This window comes from Pseudoalteromonas luteoviolacea, from assembly GCF_021654285.1.
In the GTDB taxonomy this organism is placed as follows: Bacteria; Pseudomonadota; Gammaproteobacteria; order Enterobacterales; family Alteromonadaceae; genus Pseudoalteromonas; species Pseudoalteromonas luteoviolacea_J.
On record NZ_JAKFZS010000007.1, the window covers coordinates 122,443 to 148,859 of the forward strand.

Annotated in this window: 24 protein-coding genes; 5 read left to right on the forward strand and 19 right to left on the reverse strand. The window is 41.8% G+C overall.

Annotated features, from left to right (window positions below; genetic code table 11):
- Positions 1-13 precede the first annotated feature (13 nt).
- Entirely contained in the window at positions 14-1,135 is a 1,122-nt protein-coding gene (locus L1077_RS08135; RefSeq protein ID WP_237136383.1) for an S-(hydroxymethyl)glutathione dehydrogenase/class III alcohol dehydrogenase, read from the reverse strand.
- A 99-nt stretch (positions 1,136-1,234) separates the two neighbouring features.
- Between L1077_RS08135 and L1077_RS08140 the strand changes: the two genes are divergently transcribed.
- Positions 1,235-2,110: a LysR family transcriptional regulator gene (locus L1077_RS08140; RefSeq protein ID WP_237136384.1), complete on the forward strand. Its 876-nt coding sequence runs from the start codon at positions 1,235-1,237 to the stop codon at positions 2,108-2,110.
- Here the strand turns inward: L1077_RS08140 and L1077_RS08145 are convergent.
- Positions 2,107-3,777, reverse strand: a complete 1,671-nt coding sequence (locus tag L1077_RS08145; protein WP_237136385.1) for a SulP family inorganic anion transporter — start codon at positions 3,775-3,777, stop codon at positions 2,107-2,109. The two genes, L1077_RS08140 and L1077_RS08145, sit on opposite strands and share 4 nt — an antisense overlap.
- A gap of 157 nt (positions 3,778-3,934) precedes the next feature.
- On the opposite strand from L1077_RS08145, the gene L1077_RS08150 reads away from it, so the two are divergent.
- Genes L1077_RS08150 through L1077_RS08160 form a run of 3 tightly spaced genes read left to right on the forward strand, consistent with a single transcriptional unit; the run spans position 3,935 to position 7,059 of the window.
- Entirely contained in the window at positions 3,935-5,137 is a 1,203-nt protein-coding gene (locus L1077_RS08150; RefSeq protein ID WP_237136386.1) for a lipoprotein-releasing ABC transporter permease subunit, read from the forward strand.
- Positions 5,130-5,837 (forward strand): lipoprotein-releasing ABC transporter ATP-binding protein LolD, encoded by a 708-nt coding sequence (lolD, locus tag L1077_RS08155; RefSeq protein ID WP_237136387.1) that lies wholly within the window; start codon positions 5,130-5,132, stop codon positions 5,835-5,837. Before L1077_RS08150 ends, lolD begins: the two co-directional genes overlap by 8 nt.
- A complete protein-coding gene (locus tag L1077_RS08160; protein ID WP_237136388.1) occupies positions 5,830-7,059 on the forward strand; it encodes a lipoprotein-releasing ABC transporter permease subunit in 1,230 nt (409 codons plus the stop codon). The genes lolD and L1077_RS08160 overlap by 8 nt, the downstream gene beginning before the upstream one ends.
- 16 nt (positions 7,060-7,075) lie before the next feature.
- Here the strand turns inward: L1077_RS08160 and L1077_RS08165 are convergent, their stop codons facing one another.
- The 10 genes from L1077_RS08165 to L1077_RS08210 are packed head-to-tail and all read right to left on the reverse strand — an operon-like array spanning position 7,076 to position 17,526.
- Positions 7,076-8,701: a bifunctional diguanylate cyclase/phosphodiesterase gene (locus tag L1077_RS08165; protein ID WP_237136389.1), complete on the reverse strand. Its 1,626-nt coding sequence runs from the start codon at positions 8,699-8,701 to the stop codon at positions 7,076-7,078.
- Positions 8,702-8,703: 2 nt separating this feature from the next.
- Entirely contained in the window at positions 8,704-9,777 is a 1,074-nt protein-coding gene (locus tag L1077_RS08170; RefSeq protein WP_237136390.1) for a protein-glutamate methylesterase/protein-glutamine glutaminase, read from the reverse strand.
- Complete coding sequence (locus tag L1077_RS08175; RefSeq protein WP_237136391.1) at positions 9,774-10,577, reverse strand: CheR family methyltransferase; 804 nt, start codon at positions 10,575-10,577, stop codon at positions 9,774-9,776. The genes L1077_RS08170 and L1077_RS08175 overlap by 4 nt, the downstream gene beginning before the upstream one ends.
- Positions 10,578-10,586: 9 nt before the next feature.
- Positions 10,587-11,132: a chemotaxis protein CheW gene (locus L1077_RS08180; RefSeq protein ID WP_237136392.1), complete on the reverse strand. Its 546-nt coding sequence runs from the start codon at positions 11,130-11,132 to the stop codon at positions 10,587-10,589.
- Positions 11,125-11,715, reverse strand: a complete 591-nt coding sequence (locus L1077_RS08185; RefSeq protein ID WP_237136393.1) for a chemotaxis protein CheW — start codon at positions 11,713-11,715, stop codon at positions 11,125-11,127. Before L1077_RS08185 ends, L1077_RS08180 begins: the two co-directional genes overlap by 8 nt.
- A 5-nt stretch (positions 11,716-11,720) precedes the next feature.
- A complete protein-coding gene (locus L1077_RS08190) occupies positions 11,721-13,703 on the reverse strand; it encodes a methyl-accepting chemotaxis protein (protein WP_237136394.1) in 1,983 nt (660 codons plus the stop codon).
- Between the two features lie 18 nt (positions 13,704-13,721).
- Positions 13,722-15,836, reverse strand: a complete 2,115-nt coding sequence (locus L1077_RS08195; protein ID WP_237136395.1) for a chemotaxis protein CheA — start codon at positions 15,834-15,836, stop codon at positions 13,722-13,724.
- Positions 15,837-15,845: 9 nt separating this feature from the next.
- Positions 15,846-16,121, reverse strand: a complete 276-nt coding sequence (locus tag L1077_RS08200; protein ID WP_063359889.1) for an STAS domain-containing protein — start codon at positions 16,119-16,121, stop codon at positions 15,846-15,848.
- 9 nt (positions 16,122-16,130) lie between these two features.
- Positions 16,131-16,499, reverse strand: coding sequence for a response regulator (locus tag L1077_RS08205; protein WP_039608997.1), 369 nt, complete (start codon positions 16,497-16,499; stop codon positions 16,131-16,133).
- Positions 16,500-16,506: 7 nt separating this feature from the next.
- On the reverse strand, positions 16,507-17,526 hold the full coding sequence (locus L1077_RS08210) for a methyl-accepting chemotaxis protein (RefSeq protein ID WP_237136396.1): 1,020 nt from the start codon (positions 17,524-17,526) through the stop codon (positions 16,507-16,509).
- Between the two features lie 286 nt (positions 17,527-17,812).
- Here L1077_RS08210 and L1077_RS08215 point away from each other — a divergent pair, with 286 nt between their 5' ends.
- Positions 17,813-18,226 carry a DUF4826 family protein gene (locus tag L1077_RS08215; protein ID WP_237136397.1) on the forward strand — a complete coding sequence of 138 codons (414 nt, stop codon included), beginning with the start codon at positions 17,813-17,815 and terminating at the stop codon, positions 18,224-18,226.
- Here L1077_RS08215 and L1077_RS08220 read toward each other — a convergent pair.
- From L1077_RS08220 to L1077_RS08250, 7 genes are all read right to left on the reverse strand, one after another.
- Positions 18,210-18,668 (reverse strand): GNAT family N-acetyltransferase, encoded by a 459-nt coding sequence (locus L1077_RS08220; RefSeq protein ID WP_237136398.1) that lies wholly within the window; start codon positions 18,666-18,668, stop codon positions 18,210-18,212. The genes L1077_RS08215 and L1077_RS08220 overlap by 17 nt on opposite strands.
- Positions 18,669-18,797: 129 nt before the next feature.
- A complete protein-coding gene (locus tag L1077_RS08225; RefSeq protein ID WP_237136399.1) occupies positions 18,798-19,952 on the reverse strand; it encodes a ribosomal protein uL16 3-hydroxylase in 1,155 nt (384 codons plus the stop codon).
- Between the two features lie 75 nt (positions 19,953-20,027).
- The gene (gene purB / locus L1077_RS08230) at positions 20,028-21,398 is read right to left on the reverse strand and encodes an adenylosuccinate lyase (RefSeq protein WP_039608992.1); all 1,371 of its coding nucleotides are present in this window, start codon (positions 21,396-21,398) and stop codon (positions 20,028-20,030) included.
- A 37-nt stretch (positions 21,399-21,435) separates the two neighbouring features.
- On the reverse strand, positions 21,436-22,038 hold the full coding sequence (gene hflD, locus L1077_RS08235; protein WP_063359884.1) for a high frequency lysogenization protein HflD: 603 nt from the start codon (positions 22,036-22,038) through the stop codon (positions 21,436-21,438).
- On the reverse strand, positions 22,038-23,138 hold the full coding sequence (gene mnmA, locus L1077_RS08240; RefSeq protein ID WP_237136400.1) for a tRNA 2-thiouridine(34) synthase MnmA: 1,101 nt from the start codon (positions 23,136-23,138) through the stop codon (positions 22,038-22,040). The genes hflD and mnmA overlap by 1 nt, the downstream gene beginning before the upstream one ends.
- Positions 23,139-23,217: 79 nt before the next feature.
- Entirely contained in the window at positions 23,218-23,871 is a 654-nt protein-coding gene (locus L1077_RS08245) for a pseudouridine synthase (protein WP_237136401.1), read from the reverse strand.
- A gap of 111 nt (positions 23,872-23,982) precedes the next feature.
- Entirely contained in the window at positions 23,983-26,205 is a 2,223-nt protein-coding gene (locus L1077_RS08250; RefSeq protein ID WP_237136402.1) for an NADP-dependent isocitrate dehydrogenase, read from the reverse strand.
- Between the last annotated feature and the right edge of the window lie 212 nt (positions 26,206-26,417).

Sequence of the window (26,417 nt, forward strand, 5' to 3'; positions counted from 1 at the left end):
CTTAAGTAGTTACTTAGTAGTGGATAACTGAACGAATGCTCTTACCCTTGTGCATTAAATCAAATGCATCGTTAATGTCATCTAATGCCATTGTGTGGGTAATGAAGTCATTGAGTTTAAACTCTCCGGCCATGTATCTTTCAACGATTTCAGGTAGCTCAGAACGCCCCTTCACGCCACCAAAGGCTGAACCGCGCCATACGCGTCCAGTTACAAGCTGGAATGGGCGAGTTGATATCTCTTGGCCTGCACCTGCTACACCAATGATAACTGATTCGCCCCAACCTTTGTGACAACACTCTAATGCACTGCGCATCACATTAACGTTACCAATACACTCAAATGAGAAGTCCACGCCGCCATCGGTTATTTCAACAATCACTTCTTGAATCGGCTTATCATAATCGTTCGGGTTGATTAAATCCGTTGCGCCAAGTTTCGTTGCCAGTTCAAATTTGTCGGTGTTGATGTCCACACCAATAATGCGGCTTGCACCTGCCATCGTTGCACCAATGATCGCCGATAAACCAATGCCACCAAGGCCAAAAATCGCCACAGTGTCACCTTTTTGTACTTTCGCCGTATTCAATACAGCGCCCATACCGGTTGTAACACCACAGCCAAGTAAGCAGATCTCATCAAGAGGTGCTTCTTTGTTCACTTTTGCAAGAGAAATCTCAGGTAATACAGTGTACTCAGAGAAGGTTGAAGTCCCCATATAGTGGTATATTGGCTCACCATCTTTATAGAAACGTGTAGTGCCATCAGGCATAAGCCCTTTGCCTTGTGTTTCTCTTATTTTTTGGCATAGATTGGTCTTACCTGATGTACAGAACTTACACTCACCGCATTCAGGTGTGTAAAGAGGGATAACGTGATCGCCAATTTCTAAACCTGTTACACCTTCACCTATGGCTTCAACGACACCTGCGCCTTCGTGCCCTAAAATTGCAGGGAAAACACCTTCTGGATCTTCACCTGACAGGGTAAATGCATCTGTGTGACAAACGCCTGTGGCCGTGATTTTAACCAACACTTCGCCAGCTTGCGGCATCATGACATCGACTTCTTCGATGCTAAGTGGTTTACCTGGGCCCCATGCGATTGCGGCTTTGGACTTGATAAATTGTGCCATGTTGTTGTTTTCCTATTTTTATAGAGAGACATAAGTATAACCTTTATTATAAATTTGATAATCTCGAAAATAATAAAAGACTTTTACGGATTTGTAATAATGGATAGGTGGGTTGGCATAGATGAATTTGTCGCAGTGGCGGTGTATGGTTCTTTTACCGGTGCAGCGGAGCAGTTAGATACTTCAGTAGCACAAGTGAGTAGGCGGGTTAAAACGCTTGAAGGTACACTCGGCTATCAGCTATTAAACCGAACAACAAGAAAACTCTCTTTAACAACTGAAGGGAACGTTTTTCTATCTCATGCAAAGCACCTACAGCACGCCCTTGATGATGCCACATCGGCCCTTAGACAAAGAGATAGCCAGCCGGCTGGTAAAATAAAAATGACAGCGCCTGTGATGTACGGCGAGCAATACATTATGCCACTGGTGAATGAATTTATGACCTTGTATCCGAATATACAAATCGATATGGAGCTTAATAACAACAAACTTGATTTGATAGAGCAGGGGTTTGACTTTGCGATTCGCTTAGGCAACTTAAAAGACTCGTCGATGAGGGCAAGGTTGTTGTCTCATCGCCAAACATTCGTGTGTGGCTCGCCCGCATATTTAGCCAAGTCGACACCCATAAAGTGCATTGAAGACTTAGAGCAACATGTTTGCTTGGTGGGCCAATCGAGTGTGTGGCGCTTTTTAGATAATGGCAAAGAGCATCAAATGAATGTTAAAGGCCGTCTGCGTTGCAATAGTGGTTGGGCGCTGGTGGATGCCGCGAGACAAGGATTGGGGCTGGCGCAATTACCTCATTATTACTTAATGGAAGCGATAGAGAAGGGAGAGCTCGTTGAAGTGTTAAATACGTATAGACCAGAGTCTGAAGGTATCTGGGCGGTTTACCCGCCCAGACGATATTTTCCCACTTCGGTAAGAGAGTTACTAGAGTTTATTGCCAAAGGCTTAAAAACACCTTAGTCCTCAGTGCTTGTTGTAAGTGACATGGCCTCTAATGCTTTATTGAGGGCCGCTTCACGACTTTGACAAAATGCATCAGTCCCCAGTTTTTCACGAATGTTGATTTTGTTAAGCTTCTCACTGGTCTCTTGGTTCGGTGAGTAGATAAAAACTTGAACATTGGCATCGATTGCGTCTGTGATGGCGTTTTCGATGGCTAAACTCACTGTGACATCTAACATGGCCACATCACTTAAATCTAAGACCATGGTCTTGTATTCGCTGATATACCTGTGTTGGCGTGCAATGGCTTTAGAGACACTGAAAATCATTGGCCCAGACAAGTAAAAGAATAGCAATTTACCTTGTGCTTGCTCTAATAATGCCTTTTCATGACTGCTCAATGGCACATCTTCGTCAGTGTCATTGTCACTAATTGCTTTTACATGTTGCTCTTGTACTCGGCTTAAGCGCTCAATCACCATGATGTTTGAAATAAACACACCTAGGCCGACTGCAACGATTAAATCAACAAATACAGTGAGTAACATCACGCCATACATAATAGCCATTTGGCTGATACTCAATTTGTGCGCGCGTTGGATAAAGCTCCAATCAAGTATGTTGTAGCCCACATAAACGGCAATACCGGCAAGCACAGCCATAGGAATAGGTTCTGTTAATCCTCCTGCAACAAAGACAACAGCCATTAATATGAGTGCACGAATAATCCCCGCAAGCGGTGAACGTGCGCCGACTTGAATATTAACAACGGTCCCCATGGTCGCACCTGCACCTGGTAGGGCACCACACAAACCTGAAATCATATTTGCAATGCCTTGTCCGCGAAGCTCTTTGTCAGAGTCGTGTTCAGTACGAGTTAAACTGTCACCAATCACTGCGGTAAGTAATGTATCGATACATCCCAAGGTGCCTAATACAAGGGCATCAATCACCATGGAAGTAAACTGCTCGGCAGTAAATGTAGGCCAGACAATAGAAGGCAGCCCGCTGGGTATCTCACCAATTCGATTGATACTATCGTTATCAAACAAGACAATAGAGACCAAGGTAACCGCGACTAAGGCGACTAACTGAGCGGGTACATATTGGCGATACTTTTGCGGTAAATAAAATAAGATACCCAGTGTCAATATGCCTAAAAACAGCTCTGCAACATGTAGGTCTAGAAGTAAGCTGGGTAGCGCTCCAAGCGTTCCTAACACTCCTCCAGCTGGAGCTTGATGACCTAATAAAGGTGCCAACTGCAGGATTATGAGTATGACGCCAATACCTGACATAAAGCCTGATATCACGCTATATGGCATTAGCGTTACATATTTACCGAGCTTTAATGTACCAAGAAGTATTTGAAAAGCCCCGGCCATCATCACAACGGTGAAGCCCATTGCTAATCCATTTTCGGGGTACTGTGCCATCATAGTGGTCAGAACAGCGGTCATAATAACCGTCATCGGACCTGTTGGCTCAGAAATCAAAGAAGTAGAACCGCCAAATAAGGCAGCGAAAAGACCGACGAGAATAGCGCCCCACATTCCAGCTTCTGCACCGGCACCAGAAGCAACCCCGAAGGCGAGGGCTAGGGGAAGAGAAATAATGGCAGTGGTCACACCACCGAACAAATCCCCCTTAAAATTCATATGCTTAAATCTGTCTAGGGATAACATAGAACTTCCATACCGCAAGATTTCACGCATTTTACACCAAATTTAGACATTAAGTAGCGGATAATTAAAAAAATTTTACACAACAAGGTGTGACCAGTTGATCTCATCTGTGTTAGCATTATCTAACTACAAGAAAACAAATAAATAAATTTTTAATATGTTTCAATCGGTTAGCCTGTTTGTCGGGCTTAGGTACAGTCGCTCTTCCAAGGGAAGTGCGTTTGTCTCATTCATCTCATTTTTCTCGATTGCGGGGATTGCACTTGGCTTAATGTCTTTGATAACAGTTAATTCTGTGATGAATGGCTTTGAGCAAAGTTTAAAAAATGCCATGCTTGATTTAATCCCGCATGTACAACTTTCTGAAAAAGAAAATACTCAACCTGCTGAACATCTAGATATGCTAGCAGTGTTGCCTGGTGTAAAACGTGCCTCGCCGTATGTCACCTCTGATGTTATTTTGCAGACGAATAAAGAGCTAGTTGGTGTCAGATTACAGGGCTCTTTCTCTGGTTACCCAACGGCAATACACCCCCATGTTGAGTCGGGTAGTGTCAAAGCAATGCATGATAGCCGTTATCAGTTGGCTATCAGCCGTTTTCTTGCTAATAAGCTAGATGTCCGGCTTGGCGGCCAAGTGCGTGTTATTTTTCCTGATATTACAAGCTACACCCCCCTAGGCAGAGTCCCTAAGCAACGGCTGTTTACTGTCGCTGCCATCTATAATTCTCGAAGTGAAGCGGATACCAGTCTTGCATTTGCCGATGGCAAAAGTTTAATGAGACTGTTGAAAAGACAGCCCAATGAATTTGATGTGAGTCTCACTTTAGATGATGCGTTCTCTGTGGGGGCCTTTAAATCCGATAATCAAAAGCTATTATCTGACTTTTCCTATCAAGATTGGCAAGTGCAGCAAGGCGCGTTATTTGCCGCAGTGGCAATGGAAAAACGTGTCATGTCTTTATTACTGGCTTTAATTGTAGTCGTAGCAGTGTTTAATATTGTTTCTGCGCTTTCGATGATGGTGAGTGAGAAGCAAGGCGAAGTGGCGATATTACAAACGCTTGGGTTTACGCCGAACAAAATTGCGCAAGTTTTCATGATACAGGGTTTATATAACGGTGTTGTCGGCACGTTTATAGGCTCTATTTTAGGCTTGCTACTGGCTGCAAATGTCAATGAAGTATTGAGTTTCATTGGCTTGTCACTGTTAGGTGGCATGGCACTGCCAGTGAAGTTTGATACCGTAAGCCTGTCTTTTATTATTTTTACCAGTTTATTATTAAGTTTTTTAGCCACACTCTATCCTGCACAAAAAGCAGCAAAAGTGATGCCTGCCGAGGTTTTAAGATATGAATGATCCTGTGATCCAATGCCAAGCACTTAACAAATCGTACCAAGAAGCAGGTAATCAAGTGTCTGTGTTAAAAGGGGTAAACCTATCACTTGCCCAAGGAGAAACCCTATCAATCGTGGGAAGTTCTGGTTCAGGAAAAAGTACCTTATTACATATCTTAGGGACTTTAGATTCGGCAACCGATGGGACATTAAAAATTAAGGGTGTTGAAGTGCAATCGTTGTCACGTGCTAAACAAGCTGACTTTCGCAATCAACACATGGGCTTCATCTATCAGTTTCATCATCTATTGATGGACTTTAGTGCACTTGAAAATGTCGCGATGCCACTTTTGATAGCTGGTAAGTCTAAGCAAGAAGCTAAAAGCGAAGCGGCTAAAATGCTTGAAAAAGTAGGTCTTGGGCACAGGATAGATCATCGACCGTCTGAATTATCAGGTGGTGAAAGGCAGCGTGTTGCGATTGCAAGAGCACTTGTTACAAAGCCCTCGTTGGTATTGGCTGATGAACCAACAGGTAATCTTGATAAACATAACGCCTTGAAGATATACGAGTTGTTGAACGAATTAAATAAGGAATTTGAAACAAGCTTTGTGATTGTGACACATGACCTTGAACTTGCAGAGAAGTTAGGTCGAGTTGTTCAGTTAGATGATGGTGTGTTGGTTGACTATCAAAAAGAAGGTGGACGTTTAAATGCTTAGTCTGTTTTTAAGCAAACGACTGCGAGAAACCAAGTACCATAGCGGGTTTATTGGCTTTTTAAGTAAAGCGTCAACCATAGGTGTTTTTTTGGGCGTGACAGTATTAATTGTTGCTCTTTCCGTTATCAACGGGTTTGAACAACAATTAAAAGAAAGGCTATTGTCGGTTGTTCCTCATGTAAGCTATCAAGCCCCATATGATCCGATCAGCGATTGGCCTAAGAAGGTCGAATTACTTGAAAGTCAGCAGGGCGTCGTGGCCGCGGCACCTGAAATAAACTTAACTGGTATGGTTCAGTATAAAGGCAAGCTAAAGGCGACGCAGTTAAAAGCGATAGAACCTAGCAAGCACACTCAGGTTTCTAGTATTCATCGTTTCATCCAGCCTATTGATTTAGAAAACTTAGGTGAAAACGACATCATTCTAGGGAAAGGGATAGCGTCTCAACTTGGCGTAGACCTTGGTGATAAAGTGACGGTGTTAATTGCGAACCAGCATGCGAAAAATGCACTGGCAGCGCCAAAACGCGTGTCATTTAATGTCGCTGGGCTTATTTCCATGGGTGGTGAAGTCGACAAGAGCCTTGCTTTGGTGAGCTTATCAAGGATACAGCAAGCATTAATGTTAGAGAGCCAAACGGTTACTGGTCTTCGTCTTGCTGTTGACGATGTATTCAATGCGCATCAAATTGCGATGAGCGCTGGTCGTGCATTACCAGATCTCGTCTATGTACAGAGCTGGTTTAGAACGCAAGGTAGCCTGTATCAAGATATTCAAATGGTCAGAACCATTGTTTATTTAGTGGTGTTTTTAATTATTGCTGTGGCCAGTTTTAATATTATTTCGTCAATGGTTATGGAAGTGAAGGAAAAACAAGCTGATATTGCGATTCTGAAAACCATGGGTACGCGCGATCGCACTATCTTTATGACATTTGCTATTCAGGGCTTGAGCTACGCATTAGTTGGGGCGTTTTGTGGCCTAATGGTTGGTACACTGTTAGCGATCAATATTTCTGATTTATTTATGCTTTGGACGTCAATTGATGGAAGTAACCCATTGCAGGGGGTTTACTTTATAGAGTTTTTACCAAGCAAATTAGACTGGGTAGATATCGCGATTGTTTTGGTGGCAACCGCATTAATTTCAGTGCTTTCGAGTATATATCCTGCATGGCAGGCAACTAAAATCGAGCCTGCACGTGTACTTGGTGGCGGATAGAGCTAATTGACTTTGACTAGCTCTCAAAGTGTAAATAGCTTGATTTGTCTTCTAAAACATACTCGACAAAGGCGTCAATGGGGAGAGGCTTACTATAGTAATAGCCTTGTACATATTGTACGCCTTTTGCTTTGGCATAAATCATTTGCTCCATATCTTCAACGCCCTCCGCAACAAGCGGCTTATCTAGGTTTTTGGCTAAAGATACAATTGAATTAAACACAGATTGAAGTTTGCCGTCTTTCACCACGTTAGTGACAAAAGAGCGGTCGATTTTGATTTCATCAAAATGTAGTTTGCACAAATAGCTCAGGCTTGAAAACCCGGTACCAAAGTCATCAATAGATATTAAAAACCCTTTGCCCTGAAGAGAAACAAGTACTTCATTTACATAGGAAAAATTGTCTATTAAGGCTGACTCAGTTAGCTCAAGCTTGATACAGCGAGGGTCAATTTTGTAATCTGCTAATGCATGCAGTAATTTGCTTTCAAAGTTGACGTCTAAAATCTCTACCACACTGATATTGATAGCGAACATATAGTTTTTGGGCTCTATCCCTTCGCTTCGAAGCTTATCTTTGGTTTTTTTGATTTGCGACAGGGTAAACATAGTGAGTTTATTAATGTCACCGGTACTCTCAACAATTGGAATAAACTCGACAGGAGAGACTGGTTGCCCATCCAAAGTCCACCTCATTAGGCATTCGGCGCCAATTAAACACTCTGTTTTTGTGTCATGTAGCGGTTGCAGTACAACACTAAAGGTATTGTCTGAGTTTTCATTATGAAGTGCATCTCTAAGCGCGGTCTCAATTTTGTTTTGTCGCTCAATTTGTCGCGCAAGTCCTTCTTGAAATTCAACCAATCTTAATTTTTCAGATAATACATCAAAGGTGGCCATTTCAGCTTTGTTTAAGCTAAGTTCGTGGTCATCTTTACTTGTTTCTTTATAGTAGCCCAGTGCTACATTGCTATAAAAACTACTGTCGTTGAATTCGAATGGTTCGTTAAGGTGGTTGTAGAGGGCTTCAATATTTATCGGGGATGAGTTGGGGATGAATACGCAAAAACAGTCTGATGAGTGTTTCGAGAAAATACCTTGTTCATATTCGCCTTGAAAGCGAGAAAGTACCTCCATAAAGACTAAATTTGCTACACCGATATTCCAAACCTCGGATATTCGTTGGTAGTTACAGATCCTGATACAACACATTACACCCGTTGTATCAAGCTCCTGTACCTTAGCAACAAAGGCTTCTCTATATAATAAGCCCGTATGCGGGTCGCGAATGGCTAATTGTTTGTTAAGGCGTCTAATTGCAACGAGTTCTTCAATTAAGTCGACTTTAACGAAGGTGAGGTCATTTTTTCTTGTGTAACTAAATCTAACCCAGTGCACATTGCTGTTATCAACACTGACACCGAGCTCCAATTGGTCAAAATCAGTTTCAAAAAGTATTTGTTTACTGTCTAAGTCATTGAAGTCTTGGTCGAAGAACTTTAATGTTGCACAGTCGACAATATTATCACCCACATTTAAAGTCATTAAATTGCTGGCTTTATCTGAGATCCCTGTGATCACCCCGTCTTTCTCATATGCTACGTAGATGATATTGAGCAGTTCTAACAGGCTTTTTTGCATACCTAGCACCTTAACACTTTTAATATTTGATACGGGATATTGCTGAGCGAAAAGACTTTGTCTACTGCACCTCTGGCGATGGCTTCTTTGGGCATGCCAAATACCACGCAGCTGGATTCACTCTCGGCAAAATTGATTGCGCCAGCCTGCTTCATATCTAACATACCGGATGCACCATCATCACCCATACCTGTGAGTATTACGCCAATTGCATTGCGTCCCACAGATTGTGCGACTGATCTAAATAACACATCTACAGAGGGCCTGTGCCGACTCACTAAAGGACCATCTCGTACTTCTAAATAGTAGTCGCTACCTTGACGTTTTACCAACATGTGCTTACCACCGGGCGCTATGTATACATGTCCCGTTTTCAATCTCATCGCGTTTTCACCCTCAACAACAGTGTGGCGTGTAATTGTATTTAATCTCTGCGCAAACGCGTGGGTAAACTTACTGGGCATGTGTTGAACGATAACAATGGGTGGTGTATCTGGCGGTAATAAAGATAAAAATCCGGTAAGGGCTTCTGTCCCGCCAGTGGATGCACCCACTGCAATGACCTTGTCATGGGTAATGGGCGGTTTTAGTTCGCTTGGTGAAGCAGGGGGGAGGACTTCATCAACGGTATGGTTGTGCCTTACCGATTCTTCAGCCAGGTAGCGCAATTGCTTAACTTTGGCTTTGCCCGCCGCTTTTATGGCATCTATGATTTGTGTGATACCTTGATTATTAAGAAAGTCCGTTAATCCCTGCGTGGGCTTTGCAATGACATCGACGGCACCAGATGCGAGTGCTTCCATTGCGGTTTCGGTATGTTTTTGGGTGAGGGCAGAGCACATAATCACGGGAGTGGGCTTTTCTTGCATAATTTTTTTCAAGAAAGTAATGCCATCCATTTTGGGCATTTCAACATCGAGCAAGATAACATCAGGCCAATTCAACTTCATTTTTCGCTCTGCCAATAGAGGATCAGGCGCTGAGCCGATAAGCTTTAAATCTCTATCATGTTTGATGATTTCGCCTACGAGTTGCCGCATTACCGCAGAATCGTCAACGATAAATACGCTAATCATAACCGGACCTTTTTATAGATACAGGGTTGGATCAACTCCAGCCCTTGGCGTTTTTTTCTAAGTGACTCAGAGTGACCTAAAAACAACAATCCGCCATGGTTAAGTCTATGCACAATGTTATCGATAATGGCTTTTTGTTTGATTTCATCAAAGTAAATTAAAACATTGCGCAAAAAGATGATATCAAAAGAATAGTCTACCTTTTTTAAACGTAGCAAGTTATCAACATAGAAAGTACAGTGGCTTTTAATAGCTTTATTGACCGTAAATGTCCCTTCATTTTGGTCTATTCCTTTTAAGCAATACGCGCGTCGATATTTTTTAGGAATTTTTTGTGAGGTAGACATAGCAAAGCAGGCTTCTTTTGCCATTTCCACTGCCGTTGGTGATATATCTGTTCCAGTTACAGACCAATTTCTGCCGTAGAATAAGTCGTCTAACACCATGGCAATAGAGTAGGCTTCTTCTCCTGTGGAGGACGCTGCACTCCATGCTTTTATAGGCACTCGGCGGCTTTGCTTACCACGGAAGTAGTCATATAAAAATTCAAACTGGACTTGCTCACGGAAAAAATAAGTTTCATGCGTCGTCATCTTATCGATAAAAATATCCAGCTCCTTTTTACCGACTGGACTGATTATTAATTGATAGTATTGATTATGTGTCGCACATGCATTTGCCCGCAGTCTTGAGCTTAAACGGCTGGCCATGATATCCGCCTTAGAGGCATTCAACCGAATCCCAGTATGCTCATCGAGCACTCTGTTTAATTGATTGAATTCAAGCTGACTTATTGCCACAGGCTTAGTTTACCTTTGGCAATAGTTGATGAAAAACTGTTCTTGCTCGTGCTTTAATGAGGTGTTTATCTCGTTGACATTTAACACTTTTTCAATATCAAGTAGGGTTGTGAGCTTGTTGTTAATTTTGGCCATTTTCCACTCAAAATGTCTTGGAATATTAGACCCAAAAGAGGGGGAAGACTCAAGCTTATTCAGGTCGATAAACTCGATAGACACTACGCTATTAACAAGCATGCCAAGTGTCATGGACTCTTCTAATGACTGGTCAAAAAAGTCATACAACACAATGCAGCTGTATTTATCATAGGGCGTGGTCGACTTTAGACCTAATCGGCTTTGCAAATCGAGTACGGGTATGACGCTGCCTCGAACATTTATCACGCCGCGTATTACGTCTGAGCACATGGGCACCATGGTTGTTTCTACAAGCTCTATAACTTCTTTAACAGAATCAATGGGAATACCAAAGTGATCATGCCCGACTTTGACAAATAAGTAACGGAGTTCACCTTTTTGCTGAATATGGGCAATCTCCTGCGTATGTTCACTCATGGCTGACCTCACTTGCTGTATCTTCTTCGGAGTCTTGTGGAGGAGGGGGACTTTCGTCTTCGTTATCAAAGTTTTCAGTGAGCTCAGCGTTATTTAAGTCTTCGATGAGCTTGATGTCATCTAAAGTTAAAATCTTTGAGATGTCTAAAATGGTCATCAGTTTATCAGGTAACTTTGCAAGGCCAAGGACAAACCGGCTTTGAAATTGCCCGCCAATACTTGGCACGCCATCAATGTCAGTACTAGAGATATCCAATACTTTTGTCACCATATCTACCTTTAAGCCAATGGTAATTTCTTGGCAGTTAAATTGGCATTCGGCAATAATAATACAGGTTCTGTTTGTGATATCCTGAGGTTGCTTTCCAAGGCGTAAAGAGAGGTCAAAAACGGGAATGACCTCTCCACGTAAGTTGATTGCGCCTATGATAAACTCAGGCGCCATGGGAATGGGGTCGACTTCAACGTACTCCATAATTTCTTTTACCAAAGAAATATTGATGGAGTACGAAGCGTGGTTAAGTTCAAACGCCAGATACTTATCTTTGTCGACTAAACTATTTTGAGCTGTATGATCTGTCATAACTTTTACTCATCAAAAGGGGTATAGCCTTCTTCTGGCATTGAGCCTGATGATTTTGATTCCTGTACAGAGCGTCTCAATTTCACCATTTGTCTGTCGTTACTGAGTTTAAAGTAATTCACCGTGGAGCGAATATCACTGGTTTGGTCTTGAACCATTTTAGCGGTTGAAGCCAACTCTTCAGACGCTGACGCATTTTGCTGAGCAATTTCATCCAACTGCGAAACGGTTCGATTGATTTCAGCCACACTGGTGCTTTGCTCTGTGGAAGCTGCGGTAATTTCCTGAACTAAATCAGCTGTTTTACCAATGTTAGGCACCATTCTATCTAGCATACCACCAGCGTGCTGTGCAATTTTTACACTGTTATCTGCAAGTGTACTTATGTCTTGTGCAGCTACTTGAGAACGCTCTGCGAGCTTTCTTACTTCATCAGCAACCACGGCAAACCCTTTACCATGCTCGCCAGCTCTTGCTGCTTCGATGGCTGCGTTTAATGCAAGCAAGTTGGTTTTGTAGGCAATGTCTTCAATAATGCCGATTTTCTCAGCGATTTGGGTCATGGCTTTTACTGTATCTTTTACAGCACGGCCACCGTCATTGGCTTCGCTGCTAGATTGTTTGGCAATGTCGTTCGTGACTTTTGAGTTTTCAGTATTCATGGAGATTGAGGAACTCATTTGCTCCAATGATGCGGAGGTTTCTTCCACACTTGCGGCGAGTTGATTTGAAGTGGAGCTCAGCATCCGTGAAGTTGTGCCTACCTCATTGGTGCTGTGTGCAATAGACTCCACTGACTCTTGAATATCCAATAGGATATTTTGCAGTCGCTCGATAAATCCATTGAAACTTCGTGCTGTTTCTCCGATTTCATCATTGCCAAAATCAGGTATGCGTCTGGTTAGGTCACCTTCACCAGAGCGAAGGTCTTCAGCAGCTTCGGCAAGGGCATTAATGGGGATCACAATACCACGGATCAAAAAGGCTGCGGTCGCAGTGGCCAGCACAATGGCAACGACGAGCAATGCCCACACTAAAGAAATGCTTTCTCTGGCTGCGGTAACTAAGGCATTGAGAGACTCGTCACCTTCTTGAATTGCCTCGTTTGATATTTCCTCTAACAGGTCTTCAATTTTATTAAATACTTCGTGCTCTAATCTATCAACATCGCTCGACGCTTTAATTTTGTCACGAGGGTCATACATGGCGAAGATTTCTTTACCCCCATTATATAACTCCATGTACATGCGTTCTACTTCACTGAGTGCTTTGATTTCAGCTGGTTTTCTTTCAAGAGGCTTGAGGTCAGCTAAAAAACCAGTAAAGGTTCTGGCATCTTTCTCAAAGGCGGCATCTGCACCTAGTGCACCACGCATGTATGCGTTCATGGAACTCATCATATCGCCTTGCTCATCTATCAGCTCAAGGTAATAGCGTACACCGGGCAGATCATCATTCACTACTTCGTTAAAATCACCGCTGCTTCCCGCATCGGCAACTTCTTCCTCTTTTAATGTGTCAAGCAGTTGTTCAAGGGGGATTGCAAACTCTTTATTTAAGTAGTCATATTTATCGATGGCTTTAGCTTCTAAAAGCGGATCAAAGCGGTCAAATATAAGCTCCTGATTTTCATTGGCATAGCGGGATACTAACTCTTCCAATTGACGTATCAGAGAGTTATTTACTGTACCAAGCTGTTTTAGATCTTCTAAATAGCGGATAAATTCGTTGTAGTTAGTTCTAAAGTCTTCACTCTCATCAGATTCGCCAGCGATATATTCGAGCACATTACTATTCATATCACCTAACTCATCGAGCATGTTTAAGGCATAAATCGTTTCGGGTATATCTACCTTACCGACGTCCACCGCAAACTCTTCAATTTCTCCGTTTTTAAGCTGTACGGACATTGCTATGACTAACAGCAATACCCCCATGGTAAACATCGCAAGAATGATCTTGTTGCGAATTGTAAAGTTCTTAAACATGTTCGCTCTCCGAATTACTTAATGCTTTTTCTCTAACGCCTCATAGACAGAAATTGCTGATTTTATAAGTGCAGAAACATCCAAAATGATTGCCACGTTTCCGCTACCTAAAATTGTCGCACCGCTAATACATTTGAGTCCTTCGAACAACCTTCCAAGTGGTTTTACTACTGTTTGAAATTCACCTTTGAGTGAGTCCACCACAAGACCCGCTCGCAACGTGCCAAATTGCACGATAACTAAAGATTCTCTGGTATGGTCAATTTGTTCTTCAATACCAAATAAGGTTCTGAGGCGAATAAAGGGTAAAACCTCAGTTCTTAAATTGATGTAACTCTTGTCTTGAATATCTTGTTCAGACACCACTTCGTGGAGTTCTAAGCACTCGACTACGGTATCTAAAGGGATCACGTAGTTTTCTTTGTGCACTTCAAACATGAAGCCATCTATAATTGACAGGGTGAGTGGAAGCCTGATTAAAATTGTTGAACCTTGTCCTGGGTTGCTTTCAACTTCTACGCTGCCTCTTAAGCTGTCGATGTTTCTCTTAACGACATCCATACCGACACCACGACCTGAAATATTGGTGATGGACTCGGCAGTTGAAAAGCCTGGTTCAAAAATCAGTAAGTTAATGTCTTTTTCTTGTAGAGTTTGATTTGCACTGACTAAGCCTCTATCGACTGCACGTTTGAGAATTCTTTCTTGATCTAGCCCTTTGCCATCATCACTGACTTCAATCACGATTGAGCCAGAATCATGGTACGCCTTGAGAGTGAGTTGACCTAGCTCTGATTTACCGTTTGCTTTTCTTGTTTCAGGGTCTTCTATGCCATGATCTATGGCATTTCTGACGATATGCATGAGGGGATCGCTGACTTTTTCTACAAAGGTTTTATCAAGCTCGGTTTCAGCGCCGACAATGGTGAGATCGACTTGTTTGCCGAGCTCATCTGCAATATCTCGTACTACGCGCTTAAACTTGTTAAATGTTTCTCCAATTTGCACCATTCTGAGTTTTAAAGAGCTATCTCGAATGTTTTCAACAAGGCGCTCTAATAGTGCCATCGCTTCGATTAAGGTCTCATTACCTGTTTCATGGGCGAGTAAGTTTGTCCTTGCGCCAGTGATGACCATCTCACCGACTTGGTCGATTAATCTATCTAGTTTGAGCGCCTCAACACGCAATGTTTTACTTTTATGGATTTTTGATGTGTTTGCTGGCGTCGGTGCGCCTGCTGCGGTTTCGACGAGCTCTGTGTTCTCTGGCTGTTCTTTTTTACTCAAAAGTTGAATGATATCTGAAAAAGTAGGATCTGCGTCTTTTAGTGCATGGGTTACAAAATCAATATCTTGGTATTTTTGAATACTTGATTTGACGATTTCTGCATCGCCATGAGGGGGTAAAATTGCGATATAAGCTTCGCTTTGGATAAACTCAAACACATCTTTTATTTCATCTTCAGATTTGTCTGTTTCAAAGGACAAAATAAACGACAAATAATTAGACTCAGGATCAAATTGTTGCGGCCCAAACATTGCGTCAAACCAGGTGTTCACCTTGAGCTCACTCGTTTCTGAATCAAGGTAATGAATAAAGGAGTAGGGGTCTAGGCCATTTCTCAGTACATTTTCATTCGGTACAAAAAACAGCACCCAGCGCTCGTTATCTAATTTGTTCCCTGAAGTAACCTGAGTTGAACTGATGTTTTCTGGTTCATCATTTTGCTCTTTTATATATTTGGCAAAGCACGCAGCCAAGTGATTCACTTTGTTTAACAAGTCAGCGTCAGGCTCGGTTTCCGAAGCGGCCAGTGTGATGAGGGTTTCAGTTGCATCTCGGGCTTCTAAATATAAAGAAATAAGCTCTTTATCAAGCTGTAACTCTCCATTTCTCGCATTCTCAAGCAGCGTTTCTGCAATGTGTGTTAAGGCGACAACATGCTCAAAATCGAATATGCCAGCACTGCCTTTGATTGTGTGAATTGCCCTAAATAGAGCATTGATAATCTCGCTAGCATGCTCTTGTGAGTTTTCAGACTCTAAATCTAGCAGCCCGTTTTCCATTTCTTGTAACAGCTCTTTAGACTCTGTAACAAAAGTGGCAATAGCAGACGACAAATCAATAGACATGACTACCCCTTAGTCATTTTGGGACGCGGACATACCTACACCCAATTTTTCACAACGCTTTTCGATGAGTTCGTTTGTAGAGATAGTATCGATTTTCAGCCCAATTTTTTGGCTATGGTAGACAACCCAAATGATGAGCTGTAAACCTGCTGAATCGACTTCTGTGGTCTCACTAAAGTCAAAAGACACACATTCTTTATCTGTAATATAAGACTTTACTTCATTAAAGGTTTCCTGAACTTCGTAAATGGTTAGTTCAGCAGGAAATTTAAAACATTCAGTCATATTAAATCTCTACATCATTAATAATTTAGATACTGCTTGCAGCATTTGTGCTGGTTTAAATGGCTTGACCATCCAGGCTTTGGCGCCTGCTTTTTTACCTTCTTCCATCATGCTTTGTTGATTTTCTGTAGTGAGCATAATGACGGGTGTGAACTTGTATTGTGGTAATTGCTTGGCCTGCTTTACAAACTCGATGCCATTCATATTTGGCATGTTGACATCGCTAATTATCAAATGGATTTTATTGCCATTGAGTTTAGTTAAAGCATCTTTACCATCTCTGGCTTCTACTACATTAAATCCGGCACCTGTTAAGGCAATATTGACGACTTGTCTGAGTGAGTCTGAATCGTCTACAACTAAAATGGTTTTACTCATAATGGCCTCATAAAAAAGTTAAATCATCAACAGTATCGTCATCACCATCTTTGGACAAAATACTGCGTTGTTCATTGGTAGCAGCGGTTTTCTTCAATTCATTGCTGATCCTTTGGTGATTAAATTTTGCGGTTTGGCATTCTCGTCGACTAAGAATAAATTGATCAATTTCTTCGGTCATAATGTTTAAAGCGATAGTCACGCTGTCTTGTATCTGGTCGACTCTGTCTTGGAATTGTAAATCGACGAGTATGTGTGAAATTTTTTCTCTGATCTCGATATTAGAAGCATGCAGCTCAGACGCTTGAGACTCAACGTGTTGAGAAAGTGCCAGCCATTCGTCAACAACTTCATTAATTTCATTTCGATATTTTTCAGTCAAAGCTTGTTTGTTTTCTAATTCACTGTTCATCATATCCATCGAAGCGCGCATTGCATTGGCTATACTTTCAATTAATTGACCAATTCTCACACCGGTTTCACCGCTGGAGCTTGCTAATGATCTGACTTCATCAGCAACCACAGCAAAGCCTCGACCATTGTCACCCGCGCGCGCCGCTTCTATTGACGCATTGAGCGCGAGTAAATTGGTTTGCTCCGCAATTTTTGAGACATCTACTGACATGGTCTGCAATTCATTACTTTTATCGACAAGATCTTTAATTGTGGTTGTCATTTGCGCTTGTGAGTCATTTGTCTGTTCTATGTAAGCTAAAACATCGTTCAGCTTTTCTCGGCTGGATTCTGAGACGTCTTGAAGACTAGTGGTACTGTCATTTGAGGTGCTTTCTAGAGTTTGGGATATATTGCCAACCAACTTTGAAAATTCTCCCGACATATGCACAACAGATTGTTTTGTCTGCTCTCTAGCACTTGAAACCTGAGCAATTAATTGAGGGATGATGACGCTACTGAGTTGTTCTAAACAGGCAAGGTCTTCTTTGTGTTCTTGTATTAACTCGTCTTTAGGATGTTCAGTTAATGATTGCTTTTTTTCTTGTTGTGCATCTTTGATAATTTTCTGCATAACCAAAGCTAGTGCAGAAAGCCCGCATAAAATGAGCGATATCACTAGTGAGTCTATAAAAAAAACGCCAATGGCCAAGATAACCATCGGTGTACAGTACACAACAAACAATAGCATGCTAGTTAATCTTCGGTTGATTTATTTTTAGCCTAGTAAAGTATGATTATTGTGCAAATATTAATTTAATTGAGACCTTTACCGCTTCTTAGTTGCAACAGGTTACTGAAATTAATACAGTGGTGAAAATTAAAGAAAGAATAAAACAATGAAGTAAGTAGGTTTAACTATGTCAAATTCAAAACCGCAGCAGTCAATCCAAGAGTGGCAACGACAACAATTGCGAGCAGCTCAACGTCACCTTGCAGAAAAAGGCATAATAACAAACAAAGTAATCGAAAAAGAATGTCGTATATTGCCACCTGCACTTGCAGTTTGGCGGTTAGAAGACCAAAAAGGAAAAGGTTATTGGGCTATTTCGGGGCAAGTACCAACCGATGCAATAGAAGTGAAAGCTGCAAAGAGTGCCAGAGATGCACTCAGACACTTATCTTTCCAATGGCAGATCAAGGCTGATGGTATCCTTTCTTCAGGTATAAAAGATAAAACACAGATTGACTTTACGAACTTGCTAATCAACAAGGCGCATGATATCTATGCAATTTACGATAACGATAAATTATGGGCTAATGTAGCATCGTAAATGGCTCTGAGTTTATCATCGAAGCAGGGCATTTAAGACGTTGTCTTGGAATACCTGCTTCCATAAACACGCCACCTTGCTTACTAAACCCAGACTTTATAAAAGTAGGTACTTCGTCCAATATACACTGAACAAAGACTTCTTCGAGACCTTTTTGTTGAGCAAGATCTGCTAGATAACCGATTAATGATTGATAGGCTTGTCTGTTTCTATGGTCTTTGAAAATTGCAATACGACTAATTAAGCCATCACTACACAATCTACCAGTACCAACAGCTTGGTCGTTTTCATCACGTATTAATACATGATCAGCTGTTTTGTCATGTTGATCGAACTCTACTTGTTTTGGTAAGTGCAATTCACAAACGAACACTCTTTCACGAATTTGGCGCAGCTGTCCCTGAGTTTGTTTCCAACTCACTTTGTCGACGTGATAAATCATGATTACCTCTTTGCGAAAAATCATAGAACACGTCCTGACGAATAAGGGAAAAATCAACTCCTATTATTATTGTCGGTGCCATGAAAATGACACCGTGTATTTGTTCGGTTGGCCCTGTCAGTCAGGCATTTAAGACCAAGCTTCTATGTAAAAAAGCCCGTCGTTTATAAGCGTAGTTAACGTTTCTTTAAATTCCAAGCTGATCAATGCTGGTTTTACCTGTTCAAAGGAAAAACTTGTATTATCTGTTAACAACTTTACCTGTTCTAGGGTATTGCTAGGAAGAGAGTAATTTTCCCCATTAACACTGAGCAAAACATCTGTATCTGTAATTTGATAAATGGCCCTTACGCCACCTGATCGAATAACGACATCATGAGGCTCAACTTCATCCTCTAAAAACTCTGCTACTAGCGCATCGTCTAGTGGGGCTAAGTCCATATCATGCTTTGGTTGACTTAAATAAGTGCCTAACCAATGATTATATAGCGAGTCGTTTTCAATTAATCCAGTTAACATAGCTTGGATTTTGAGTTTGTCATCGGAACTAATTTCACCAATGGACGCTCTCATGTTGAGATCGGCATCACTATAGCGATGTTTTCCAGCTTCTTCATCAATGACATGGTCAGCAAAACTACTGATCAGGTCTTTTTGGTCTGGCGCTCTAAACCCGACGGAGTAGTTGAGTGCATTTTCAACGGCGTAACCCTCATGTGGGCAACCTGGTGGAATGTAGAGAATATCGCCCGGCTCAAGAATTTCATCAATTATGGCGTCAAATTGTTCAACTTGCAAAAGCGCTTTGTCTTTGGTGAACTGCTTTAAACTTGCATCAGGCATACCAACACGCCAGTGCCTTTTACCTTCACCTTGAATAATGAACACGTCATATTGATCTAAATGTGGACCAACTCCCCCTTTGGGTGTTGAATAACTAATCATTAAATCATCAATGCGCCAGTTTGGAATGAAACGAAATGGTTCAAGCAATTGGGCTGCTAGTGGATGCCAATGATCAACAGCTTGAACGAGTAGGGTACTATTGGTTTCGGTTAATTTATCAAAATTCTCAAATGGCCCATGGTGTGCCAACCAATTTTCGTCATGATTTGTGACTAATCTAGACTCTATGCTGTCTTCCATTGCTAAGCCTGCAAGCTCCTCCGCTGACAAAGGATCTTGAAAATCTTTAAAACCGCCTTTGATGAGTAGAGGCTTTTTTTGCCAATATTCTTTTAAAAAGGTTTCAGGACTCATATCGTTAATAGACAGCTGGTACATATTTTCTCCATAAAAAAAGCGAAAGTAACAAGCTATTTGCTTATCCTTTCGCTTAATAAAATCTAATAATTTAGATTAGTTTAATTCGTCGATAAATGCTTCTGCACGACCAATGTAGTTAGCCGGAGTCATTAGCTTCATCTCAGCTTTAACTGCGTCAGGTAGATCTAGACCGTCGATGAACTCTGCCATGATCTCTTGATTAACACGCTTACCACGCGTTAATTCTTTCAGCTTTTCATACGGCTTTTCGATACCATATTTACGCATAACCGTTTGAATTGGCTCTGCAAGCAGCTCCCAATTGTCGTCAAGCTCTGCAAGTAGGCGATCTGCATTTACTTCTAGCTTGCTGATACCTTTAAGTGTTGCTTGATATGCGATTAGCGTATAACCCATGCCAACACCTAGGTTACGCAATACAGTTGAATCTGTAAGGTCACGCTGCCAGCGAGATACTGGTAGCTTTTGCGCAAGGTGAGCAAAAATGGCATTTGCTAGGCCTAAGTTACCTTCAGAGTTTTCAAAGTCAATTGGATTTACTTTGTGCGGCATTGTTGATGAGCCGATTTCGCCAGCAATTGTTTTTTGCTTGAAGTGGTTTAGTGCAATGTAGCCCCAAACGTCACGGTCAAAGTCTAATAGAATTGTATTGAAACGTGCAATCGCATCAAACAGTTCAGCAATATAGTCATGCGGCTCAATTTGAGTTGTGAAAGCATTCCAAGTTAGGCCAAGGCTTGTTACAAATGATTCAGCGTGTGCATGCCAGTCGTATTCAGGATAAGCACTTAGGTGTGCATTGTAGTTACCTACAGCACCATTGATTTTGCCCAATAGTGATACATTTGCAATTTGCTCGCGTTGACGCTGAAGGCGAACATAGACGTTAGCAAACTCTTTACCCATAGTAGAAGGTGACGCAGGCTGACCGTGAGTACGTGTCATCATTGGTACTGATTTATACTCAATTGCCTTATCTTTGATGGCATTAAGCAGGTTATCACAGTATGGAAGTAATACTTGATCACGTGCTTCGCTAAGCATTAAACCATGAGATAGGTTATTGATGTCTTCAGATGTACAAGCGAAGTGAATGAATTCATTTACAGCTTGTAGCTCTGCATTATCCGCAACTTTCTCTTTTAGCAAATATTCAACTGCTTTAACATCATGGTTAGTAGTACGCTCGATGTCCTTAACACGCTGTGCATCTTCTTCGCTGAAGTTTGCCACGATGTCGTCAAGTAGCGCATTCGCTTCGTCACTGAAAGCAGGGACTTCTTTGATTGCGTCAGCTTTTGCTAAAGCTTGTAACCAACGAACTTCTACAGTAACACGGTATTTGATCAGACCGAACTCACTGAAGATGCTTCTAAGTTCTTTGGTTTTGCTACCATAGCGACCATCTACTGGAGAGATAGCGGTTAACGCTGAAAGCTCCATAATTTCTCCTAACTAATTGGTTTTTTGAACGATATTTTTAAATAAATTGTTGTGCTGTGTGGACAATCTTTTTCTTAGAGAAAAAGAAGTGACGGCGTTTTCCGCCTAGTTGTCGCCACAACACGGCACTTCTAATACCTGCTAACAGCAAAGCACGGATTTTATGTTGAATATGCGTTTGCTGTAATAAATCTGGCTTACCAAAAACTTGTATTTTTGGTCCAGCAGGGCTGATAACTTGGGTATAGATATCAGCAAGTGCACCTAGAACTTGTTCGTCATAGACATTGAAATGCAATGTTTGTCTTTCGACTTGCTCTATACGTTTTGCGAGTTCGGAAAAAACAGCATCATTCGATGATAAGGCTCTTTCTAATTGCAATAGACTGCCAACGTATTTCACTATCTCAACGTCTTTTTCACCGTCACTTGAGAGTTGAGCGACGAGCGCTTGATAACCACCTTTGAGTGCAAAGTGATCATCATAAACATCTTCCGGATTTTGAGGTGCTGTATTTAATATACTCTGTAAAAACGTATGCACTTCGTTTTCATTGAAGGTACCATAACGAGCACATTTTTGGACAAGCTTGGCTATTTGGCAAATAGCAGCAAGAGGAATAACAGCTTTTGGTTGCATTATTTAATCACCGACTCAATGATACCGCCACCTAAGCAAGCATCATCCAAATAGAAAACAGCAGATTGACCAGGCGTTACGGCTTTTTGTGGCTCATCAAACAAAACACGTGCCATGCCGTCTTGACCAACCAATAAAGTACAAGGTATATCTTCTTGTCTGTAACGAGTTTTCACTGTGCAGCGAGTTGTGCCTTGCGGGCCTTCACGGTCAACCCAATGAAGTTGGTTTGCATTCAGACCATTGCTGTAAAGGCGAGGGTGATCTTTACCCTGTCCAACAACAAGTACATTGCGCTCTACATCTTTATCTACTACGTACCAAGGTTCACCAGAACCTTCTTTCATTCCGCCAATCAATAGGCCTTTTCTTTGGCCAAGGGTGTGGTACATCAAGCCTTCATGTTCACCGACTTGGTTTCCTTCAGCATCTTCAATAGTACCTGGTTGGGCAGGTAAGAACTTTTGTAAGAAATCTTTGAACTTACGTTCACCAATAAAGCAAATACCTGTACTGTCTTTCTTGTTATGGGTAATTAGACCTTGTTCTTCTGCAATTCTGCGTACTTCAGGCTTTTCGATTTCACCTACTGGGAATAGGGTTTGTGCAACGTGCTCATGGCTCAATGTATACAAGAAATAACTTTGATCTTTGTTATTATCTAAACCTCTTAACATCGCAAACTTACCGCCTCGCTCTTCTCTGCGAACATAATGGCCGGTAGCGATGTAATCTGCCCCTAATGCTTCGGCGGCAAACTCTAAAAACGCTTTGAACTTAATTTCTTTGTTGCACATGATATCTGGGTTCGGCGTACGCCCAGCACGGTATTCTTCTAGGAAATATTCAAATACGTTATCCCAGTATTCCGCTGCAAAGTTAACTGTGTGTAACTCAATGCCAAGCTTTTCACAAACAGCTTGTGCGTCTTTTAGATCTTCAGCTGCGGCACAGTATTCATCGTTATCGTCTTCTTCCCAGTTTTTCATAAACAAGCCTTCGACTTGGTAGCCATGCTCTTTTAGAAGGTAAGCTGAAACTGAAGAATCTACGCCGCCAGACATGCCGACAATGACTTTAATGTTACTGTTATCGCTCATAATATCGCTGTACATCTATATGTAATATTTGAAAGGTCGTGAGTATAGCATGCATTTGGCTACCCTCAAAAGACACACACTAGACTTTATTTGGCTGCAAAACCTTATACTGACCGTTATTTAGGCCATTGAGAGTATATTTGCCAATACTATAGCGGATCAACCTAAGTGTAGGGTGACCGATGTGTGCAGTCATACGACGTACTTGCCGGTTGCGTCCTTCAGAAATAGTAATACTCAACCAAGTTGTAGGAATATTTTTACGCTCTCTAATAGGCGGAGTACGCGGCCACACATTAGGCTCTTCTATTACCTCAATTTGTGCAGGCTTAGTTAAGCCGTCTTTGAGTTCTACGCCTTTTCTAAGCTGGTTTAATGACTGATCATCCGGTGCACCTTCTACCTGAACCCAGTATGTTTTATTGGTGTTCTTTTTTGGTTCAGTGAGTTTGTGTTGCAGCTTTCCACAGTTTGTGAGTAGCAATAAGCCTTCACTGTCTCGATCTAACCGGCCTGCTGCATATACAGATTTAACGTCGACATAATCAGCAAGTGTTTTACGGTGCTGATCATCCGTGAATTGGCACAGCACATCGAATGGTTTATTGAACAATACTATTTTGACATCCTCAGGTTTGACTGGCGGCTTTTTAGCGCCTCGTGATGGTCGTCGTGAGATGTTGTTTGGCTTGTTCCGAGCAGCGTTAGGACGCTGACTGTTTTTGTATGACATAGCTAACAAAGAGGTAATATGAATGGGCGCATACTAACAAAAGTCTCGCCATACTTCAGCATGAAAACGAAAAAAGGCAGCCTGAGCTGCCTTTTAAAGCTTGAATTTAACTTATGCGATTAGGTTTAATGCATCGTTAAATAGTTTACTTGGCCGCATTGCAGCAAACGCTTTGTCGTCATTTGGCTGGAAGTAACCTTCTACATCCATTGCTTGACCTTGTACATCGTTTAGCTCTGCAACGATAGCTGCTTCGTTTTCAGTTAGTTGCTTAGCAACAGCTTCAAATTTAGCTTTAAGCTCTGTATCTGTGTCTTGTGCAGCAAGCGCTTGAGCCCAGTATAGAGACAGGTAGAAATGGCTACCACGGTTATCTAGTTCATTCACTTTACGAGATGGTGATTTGTTCTCGTCTAGGAATTTACCCGTTGCCGCGTCTAGCGTATCTGCCAGTACTTGTGCTTTTGGATTGTTTGTTACTTGGCTCAGGTGCTCAAGAGACGCAGCAAGCGCTAAAAATTCGCCTAAAGAATCCCAACGTAAGTGGTTTTCTTTTTCGAACTGTTGAACGTGCTTAGGCGCTGAACCACCAGCACCCGTTTCGAATAGGCCACCACCGTTCATTAGTGGAACGATAGATAGCATTTTCGCACTTGTACCAAGCTCTAAAATTGGGAATAAGTCAGTTAGGTAGTCACGTAATACGTTACCTGTTACTGAAATAGTGTCTTGGCTGTCTTTCATGCGAGCTAGTGAGAACTTAGTCGCTTCAATAGGTGCAAGAATACGGATATCAAGACCGTCTGTGTCGTGCTCTGGTAAATATGCATTTACTTTTTTGATAAGCTCAGCGTCGTGTGCACGCTCTTCGTTTAACCAGAATACCGCAGGTGTATTAGATGCACGTGAACGGTTAACTGCTAGCTTAACCCAATCTTTGATTGGTGCGTCTTTAACCTGACACATACGCCAGATATCGCCTTGCTCAACATCGTGTTGAAGTAGTACGTTACCTGCTTGGTCGACTACGCGGATAACACCATTTGAAGGAGCTTCAAACGTTTTGTCGTGTGAACCGTATTCTTCTGCTTTTTGTGCCATAAGACCAACGTTAGGGATTGTACCCATAGTACGAGGATCAAAAGCACCATTTTCTTTACAGAAGTCGATAGTTGCTTGGTAAACACCTGAGTAACAACGATCTGGAATAACAAAACTTGTGTCTTGTTGCTTGCCTTCAGCATTCCACATTTGACCGCTCGTACGGATAGCCGCTGGCATAGATGCGTCGATAATAACGTCACTTGGCACGTGTAGGTTTGTGATACCACGATCTGAATCAACCATTGCAATGCTTGGACGAACATCATAAACCGCTGCAAGATCTGCTTCGATTTCAGCACGTTTTGCGTCATCTAGTTTAGCAAGCTTGTTGTATACGTCACCAATACCGTTGTTAACGTCAACACCTAGTTGCTCAAAAGTCTCACCGTGCTTTTCGAATACTTCTTTATAGAAAACTTTAACTGCGTGACCAAAGATGATTGGATCTGAGACCTTCATCATGGTTGCTTTCATGTGTAGTGAGAATAGAACGCCTTTTTCTTTTGCAGCTTCTACTTCAGCAGCTAAAAAAGTGCGAAGTGCGCTAACACTCATGCGAGACGCATCAATGATTTCGCCAGCAAGTAGAGGTGTGCTTTGCTTAAGTACATTTACAGTACCATCTGCTGCAACATGCTCGATACGAACGTCTGTTGCTTCAGTAACAGTTGTAGATTGCTCTGAACCGAAGAAATCGCCTTCGCTCATGCTCGCAACGTATGACTGAGAGTCTGCAGACCATGCACCCATTGAATGTGGGTTTTTCTGAGCATATGCTTTTACAGAGCCCGGTGCACGACGGTCAGAGTTACCTTCACGTAATACTGGGTTTACTGCGCTGCCTTTGATTTTGTCGTAAGTTGCTTTGATAGCAGCTTCTTTTTCATCTTTAGGCTCTTCAGGGTAATCAGGAAGTGCGTAGCCTTTTTCTTGTAGCTCTTTGATAGTTGCTTTAAGTTGAGGGATAGAAGCACTGATATTAGGTAATTTGATGATATTCGCTTCAGGTGTCTTAGCAAGCTCACCTAGCTCAGATAGTGCATCTGCAATTCTTTGCTCTTCAGTAAGAAACTCAGGGAAGTTAGCGATCACACGACCAGCTAAAGAAATATCTCTTGTTTCTACTTCAACACCAGCTGCTTTTGTATAAGCTTGAATTACTGGCAACAAAGAGTATGTTGCTAAAGCTGGTGCTTCGTCGGTTTTTGTATAAATAATTTTTGATGTCATCATCATTCCTAGATAGTTTTGGGCCAATTTCGACCGTTCAACAATAAGCAAAATCTTGCTAACTTATGTTACCCATCGTTATGTGGACGATCGAGTAACAAAAAAATTAGTTTATAAAAAGCTTAAACTCTTTGTAATTAGCAAGTTTGTTAGTTATTCCTACTGAAGTTAGGGGAATAGAAATAACTAACAGACCTGGACATCGGCAGGGA